The sequence below is a fragment of the bacterium genome (assembly GCA_036524115.1).
GTDB lineage: Bacteria > JAUVQV01 > JAUVQV01 > JAUVQV01 > DATDCY01 > DATDCY01.
Genome location: DATDCY010000296.1, coordinates 1 through 5,214, shown reverse-complemented (window position 1 = coordinate 5,214; position 5,214 = coordinate 1). Strand labels below are relative to the sequence as shown.

Sequence of the window (5,214 nt, the reverse complement as noted above, 5' to 3'; positions counted from 1 at the left end):
GGCCGCGCGAGGTGGTCGCGGCGCACCTTGCTGGCGCGCGCCCGCAGCGAGGTGGTGCGGGGGGCGCCCCCCGCGGGTGCCGCGCGCCGCGCGCTCATCGGGTCTCGTGCGTGGGGTGGATGATCTCCTGCTCGACGATGTCGCAGACGACATGCCCGCAGATCAGGTGCATCTCCTGGATGCGCGCGGTGATCGTCGCCGGCACCGTGACGCAGTGGTCGCACTCGCGCAGCAGCGCGCCGCCGTCGCCGCCGGAGAAGCCGACTGTCACGAGCCCGAGCGTGCGCGCCTGGCGGATGCCGGCGATGACGTTCGGCGATGCGCCGCTCGTCGAGAGCCCGACCGCGACGTCGTCGGGCCGGCCGAGCGCCTCGATCTGGCGCGCGAAGACGCGCTCGTAGCTCGAGTCGTTGGCGATGCTCGTGAGCACGGAGGTGTCCACCGTGAGCGCGAGCGCGGGCAGCGCGCGGCGGTCGGCGCGGAAGCGGTTGACGTACTCGGCCGCCAGGTGCTGGGCATCGGCGGCGCTGCCGCCGTTGCCGAAGAAGAACACGGTGCGCCCCTTGCGGAAGGCCTCGAGGATCACCTCGGCGACCTTCGCCAGCGAGTCCGTGTGGTGCTTGAGGAACTCCTTCTGCAGCCGGGCGTGCTCGTCGAACGCGCGGACGATCCTCTCCTTCATGGCGCCCTCCCCGATGTTGGCGGTATCGTAGGGGCGGGGCCGTGGGGTGTCAATTCGCGCGCGTCATCTTCGACAAGGGAATGACTGGCGCAGGCGAGGATGTCCCCTAGCCTCTGGCCCTTCCTGGTGCTATCCCTCCAGCAGCCGCCGCTGGAGGAGCGTCTGCAGGTCGCGACGGCCGTCGGCGATCAGGAGGACGTAGACGTTGCCGCCAACGACCTTGTAGATGACGCGATACGGTTTGAAGAACACTTCGCGATACTCCCGGATACCCATGGCCAGCAGTTCCCGGGGGTACGCTCCGCGCTGCGGCGTTTCGGACAGGCGCTCGAAGGCCTGTTCGATGCGCCGGAGGAGGTGCTCTGCCTTCCCCGGGGCGTCGTGCCGCGCCACGTAGTCGTGGAGTTCCTCCAGGTCGCGCGCCGCGTGACGCGTGAGCAGGACCGTACACGACATCAGCCGGCCTTCCGCGCTTGCCGCACGCGCCTGATCGCGCTCGCGGCAGGCTCGACATCCCCCTCCTCGATCTGGCGGCTCCCGAGGGCCAGTATCTTCAGCAGGGCCATTGTCTCCTGTGCCTGCTCGAAGGTGTGGATGTCCTGCAGGACGACCTTGGCTTCCCCGTTCTGGGTGATGACCAGGGGCTCCCGGCGCTCTCCCATGTTCCGCACGATCTCCGCCGCGTGCGCCTTGAGGTAGCTGATCGGTTTGATCTGTGCGGAGAGTTTCATGACCGCCTCCTCCTTCGATGCCGGCCCGAATATAGTCCGGAAATGAGTCGCCGGTCAACCAGGCCCACCGCCATCGACGTGCCGCGGAGATCGGCCCTGCAAGGTCTTGACGCTTGTTGGCCGCTCCGACGATAGTCGCCCCATGGCGACCGCGCGACGGTACGACGGCGGACGCATCTAACCGCGCGCGTGGTGTGAACGCGAGGCGCTGGAGGAGGAGGGGGACGTGAAGGGTTTCTGGCTCATCCTGATGCTGGCCGGGCTGCTCGTCACCGCGTGGCTGGTGCTGCGCGATGTGAAGGAGCAGACGGTGTCCGGGCCGGCGGTGGTCGCCCCGCTCCAGCGGGCGGAGGACGTGCGCCAGGTCCAGGAGGCTGCGGACCGGGCCAAGGAGCGGCGGGTGGAAGACGCCGCGAAGGAATAGCCCCGGCGCGGCGCCGGGCTCTGGCAAGGAAAGGAAGAGACGAGATGGGTCTGTTCGACAAGAAGGACGAGACGACGGCGGTGGTCAAGATCGAGGGGATGAGCTGCGGGCACTGCGTGATGCGCGTGGAAAAGGGCGTGACCGCGCTGGTCGGCGTGAAGAAAGTCAAGGTCGATCTGGCGAAGAAGGAAGGGACGTTCGTCTTCGATCCCGCGAAGACCACCGTCGAGGCGATCAAGGCCAAGATCAACGAGATCGGTTACAAAGCCTAGGCTGCGCCGACGCTTCGGGAGCGTCATTTTGGGTCCTGGCAAGGCAGCTCGAAAGCTTGCGAGGAGGCGTACTGGAGGTACGCCGCACGAGCGAAGCGGGCGGGCAACGCCGCCAGGGCCCGAAAGGGCCTCCTGAAGTTCGGCGCTACCCTGGTTAGAAGACTTCGCGGCGGACGGCGGCGATGGCGCCGACCGCGGCGCAGAGCCCCAGGCCGAAGGCCGCGATCGCGGCCGTTGTCCCGATCAGCTCAGCGAGGGCGCCGATGACGATGTTGCCGAGCGGCATGGCGCCCATGAGCACCAGCGTGAAGACGCTCATGATCCGCCCGCGCAGCACGTCGGGGACCATCGCCTGCACGAGCGTGTTGGCGGTCGCGGCCTGCGCCACCATGGCGGCGCCGGCGATCACCAGCAGCGGTGCAGCCACGGCAAACGAGCGGGCGGCCGCGAAGACCACGAGCGCCGCGCCGAAGGCCACGCCGGCCCAGACCACCACGCCGCCCGAGACGCCCGAGCGCTGGCGCCCCGCGAGCGCGAGCGCCGAGACGACCGCGCCGACCCCCGTCATCGCCATCAGCAGCCCGTAGCCGTGCGCGCCGGCGTGGAGCACGTCCCGCGCGAACGCCGGCAGCAGGGTGATGCACGGGAAGCCGAAGAAGCTCCCCATCGCCACCAGCCCGATGAACCCCTGGAAGCGCCGCTCGCGCAGCACGTAGGCCAGCCCCTCGCGCAGGTCGGTCGCGACCGAGCCGGGGCGCGCCTGCCGGGCCCCGGGGAGGTCGCGCATCATCCCGAGCGCGGCGACGACGGGGATGAAGCTCGCCGCGTTGACGAGGAAGCAGGCCGGGGCGCCGGCCGCGGCGACGATCACCCCGGCGACCGCCGGCCCCACGACGCGCGCGGCGTTGAAGGTGAAGGAGTTCAGCGCGATCGCGTTGAGCAGGTCCTCGCGCCCGACCATCTCCACGATGAAGGACTGCCGCGCCGGCAGATCCAGCGCGTTGGCCGTGCCGAGCGCCAGCGCGACGATGAGCACGTGCCAGACCTGGACCTGGCCGCTGAGAGCGAGCAGGCCGAGGAAGAGCGCAAGGGTTGCCGACGCGCTCTGGCTGGCGATCAGCAGCGCGCGCTTGGGGAGCCGGTCCGCAGCGACGCCGCCGAGCAGCGAGAACGCGAGCACCGGCAGCGTGCCCGCGGCGCCGACCGCGCCGAGCCAGAAGGGCTGGTCGGTCAGTTCCAGCACGAGCCAGCCCTGGGCGACCGCGTGCATCCAGGTGCCGGTCAGGGAGATGAGCTGCGCGATCCAGAAGAGCCGGAAGTTGCGGTGCCGCAGCGCGGCGAAGGTGCGGCGGTGGAGGTCCACGGGCGTCGGGGCGCCCGCTCAGGGCCGCCGGCGCGGCACGAGCGAGAGGACGGCGCCGTCCTGCAGCGCGCCGCCGAGTCCGCGCTCGCGCCCTGCGCCGTCGCGGACCGCCATCTCGCCGCGCCGCACCGCCTGCGCCTGCGCCTCGGTGAGCAGGCTGCGCACCGTGAGCCCGGCGGCGAGCGTCCGCTCCTCGCCGTTGAAGCTGATGCGCACCAGCTGCGCGGGCATCACGGCGCCGCCGCGGCGATCCGTCCGTCGACCGCGGGGGCGATGCTGCCGCGCTTGCGCCACCACTCCGCCAGCACGTCGCGCAGCCAGCGGCTGGAGTCGCTGTAGACCGGCGCGTGCCCCGCGAACTCCGTGTAGTCGTTGCCGCCCGCGGCGAGGAAGTCGTGGGTCGCCAGCACGTAGGTCCGCGCCTCGTCCAGCGGCGCGCCGCCGACCTCGACCGAGACGATGCGCTGGCCCGCCGGCTTGCGCGGATCGAAGGTGAAGCGCATCCCGGAGACCTGCGGGAACCCGCCGTCGCGGACCTCGACGCGCGAGACGCCGGTCTCGAGCGCCGCGCGCAGCTCCCTGCCGGTGACGGCGAACGAGACCAGCCAGTTGTCGAAGGGCAGCACGTTGTAAATCGCCCCGACCGTGACCGGCCCGGCGGGGACGCCCGCGCGGATCGTGCCGCCGTTGATGAGCGCCACGTCCGCGCCGGCGGTCTCGCGCATCACGTCGGCGATGAGGTCGCCGAGGTTCGTCTCGCGCGAGCGCGTCGCGTCCTTGCCGCCGTCGAGGTCCACCGCCGCCGTGCCCACCGGCTCACCCATCTTCGCGCCCAGCCGGGCGGCATAGCCGGCGACGACCGCCGCCACCTCGGGGTCCTCGCCCGCGGCGCCGGTCACCGGGACGAGCCGGTAGCGGTGCGCGACGACCGTGCCGTCCACGACCTCCAGGTCCAGCCTCCCGAGCACCGCGCCGCGCTCGTACGCCTGGAGGACCAGCGTGGTGCCCACCTGCGCCGGCTGCTCGACCTTCGTGTGCGTGTGCCCGCCGACGATGATGTCGATGCCGGGCGCCGCCGCCGCGAGCTTCTCGTCCTCCTCGAAGCCGAGGTGGGTCAGCGCGATCACCAGGTCGGCCTGCGGGCGCAGCTCGGCGACCATGCGGCGCGCCGCCGCCGCGGCGTCCGTGAACTTCAGCCCCTGGACGTTGCGCGGGTGGGTCGCGACCGGCGTCTCCTCGGTGGTCAGGCCGAAGAGCGCGACGCGCAGCCCGCCCACGCGGCGCACCTCGGAGGGCTTCCAGGGACCGCTCCCCTCGATGTTCGCGGCGAGGAAGGGGAAGCGCGCCTCCGCGGCGCGCTCCGCGAGCGCCGCCTGCCCGGCGTCGAACTCGTGGTTGCCGACCGCCGAGGCGTCGAGCCCCATCAGATTGAAGACCTCGATCACGGGCTTGCCGGCGAAGAGGTTGGAGATGTTCGTTCCCTGCATGAGGTCGCCGGCCGAGAGAAAGAGGGTCGTCGGCGTGCGCTCGGCACGCATCACGGCCGCGAGGCGCGCGGCGCCGCCCTCCTCGGGCTGCCCGGAGGCGGTGCGGGTGGGCTCGAGCGCGCCGTGGAAGTCGTTGACGTGCAGGATGGTGAGGGTCTCGGCGCTGGAGAGCGCGGGCGCCGCGAGCAGCAGCAGGAGCGCGGCGGCGATGCGGAGCGTCGTCCTCATGGGAATGAGGATAGGCGCGGGGCGCGG

8 protein-coding genes are annotated in these 5,214 nt (G+C 71.7%); 2 read left to right on the top strand and 6 right to left on the bottom strand.

From position 1 onward, the window contains the following. Window positions 1–94 precede the first annotated feature (94 nt). From VI078_14115 to VI078_14105, 3 genes are all read right to left on the bottom strand, one after another. Window positions 95–682 carry a D-sedoheptulose 7-phosphate isomerase gene (locus VI078_14115; GenBank protein ID HEY6000419.1) on the bottom strand — a complete coding sequence of 196 codons (588 nt, stop codon included), beginning with the start codon at window positions 680–682 and terminating at the stop codon, window positions 95–97. A 129-nt stretch (window positions 683–811) separates the two neighbouring features. Next, complete coding sequence (locus VI078_14110; GenBank protein HEY6000418.1) at window positions 812–1,138, bottom strand: type II toxin-antitoxin system RelE/ParE family toxin; 327 nt, start codon at window positions 1,136–1,138, stop codon at window positions 812–814. After that, window positions 1,138–1,413, bottom strand: a complete 276-nt coding sequence (locus VI078_14105) for a type II toxin-antitoxin system Phd/YefM family antitoxin (GenBank protein ID HEY6000417.1) — start codon at window positions 1,411–1,413, stop codon at window positions 1,138–1,140. The genes VI078_14110 and VI078_14105 overlap by 1 nt, the downstream gene beginning before the upstream one ends. A 226-nt stretch (window positions 1,414–1,639) precedes the next feature. Between VI078_14105 and VI078_14100 the strand changes: the two genes are divergently transcribed. Together VI078_14100 and VI078_14095 are read left to right on the top strand one after the other, a co-directional pair. Then, complete coding sequence (locus VI078_14100; protein ID HEY6000416.1) at window positions 1,640–1,837, top strand: hypothetical protein; 198 nt, start codon at window positions 1,640–1,642, stop codon at window positions 1,835–1,837. A 44-nt stretch (window positions 1,838–1,881) separates the two neighbouring features. Further along, on the top strand, window positions 1,882–2,109 hold the full coding sequence (locus VI078_14095) for a copper ion binding protein (GenBank protein HEY6000415.1): 228 nt from the start codon (window positions 1,882–1,884) through the stop codon (window positions 2,107–2,109). Between the two features lie 154 nt (window positions 2,110–2,263). Here VI078_14095 and VI078_14090 read toward each other — a convergent pair whose 3' ends face one another. From VI078_14090 to VI078_14080, 3 genes are read right to left on the bottom strand one after another with little or no spacing between them, the layout of a single operon-like run. Then, on the bottom strand, window positions 2,264–3,472 hold the full coding sequence (locus tag VI078_14090) for an MFS transporter (protein ID HEY6000414.1): 1,209 nt from the start codon (window positions 3,470–3,472) through the stop codon (window positions 2,264–2,266). 18 nt (window positions 3,473–3,490) lie between these two features. Further along, window positions 3,491–3,703: a hypothetical protein gene (locus tag VI078_14085; GenBank protein HEY6000413.1), complete on the bottom strand. Its 213-nt coding sequence runs from the start codon at window positions 3,701–3,703 to the stop codon at window positions 3,491–3,493. After that, entirely contained in the window at window positions 3,703–5,187 is a 1,485-nt protein-coding gene (locus tag VI078_14080; GenBank protein HEY6000412.1) for a 5'-nucleotidase C-terminal domain-containing protein, read from the bottom strand. Before VI078_14080 ends, VI078_14085 begins: the two co-directional genes overlap by 1 nt. Between the last annotated feature and the right edge of the window lie 27 nt (window positions 5,188–5,214).

Coding starts and splice junctions, on each gene's coding strand:
- VI078_14080 (HEY6000412.1), bottom strand. CDS start 5,187: ATGAGGACGACGCTCCGCATCGCCGCCGCGCTCCTGCTGCTGCTCGCG.
- VI078_14105 (HEY6000417.1), bottom strand. CDS start 1,413: ATGAAACTCTCCGCACAGATCAAACCGATCAGCTACCTCAAGGCGCAC.
- VI078_14095 (HEY6000415.1), top strand. CDS start 1,882: ATGGGTCTGTTCGACAAGAAGGACGAGACGACGGCGGTGGTCAAGATC.
- VI078_14110 (HEY6000418.1), bottom strand. CDS start 1,138: ATGTCGTGTACGGTCCTGCTCACGCGTCACGCGGCGCGCGACCTGGAG.
- VI078_14115 (HEY6000419.1), bottom strand. CDS start 682: ATGAAGGAGAGGATCGTCCGCGCGTTCGACGAGCACGCCCGGCTGCAG.
- VI078_14085 (HEY6000413.1), bottom strand. CDS start 3,703: ATGCCCGCGCAGCTGGTGCGCATCAGCTTCAACGGCGAGGAGCGGACG.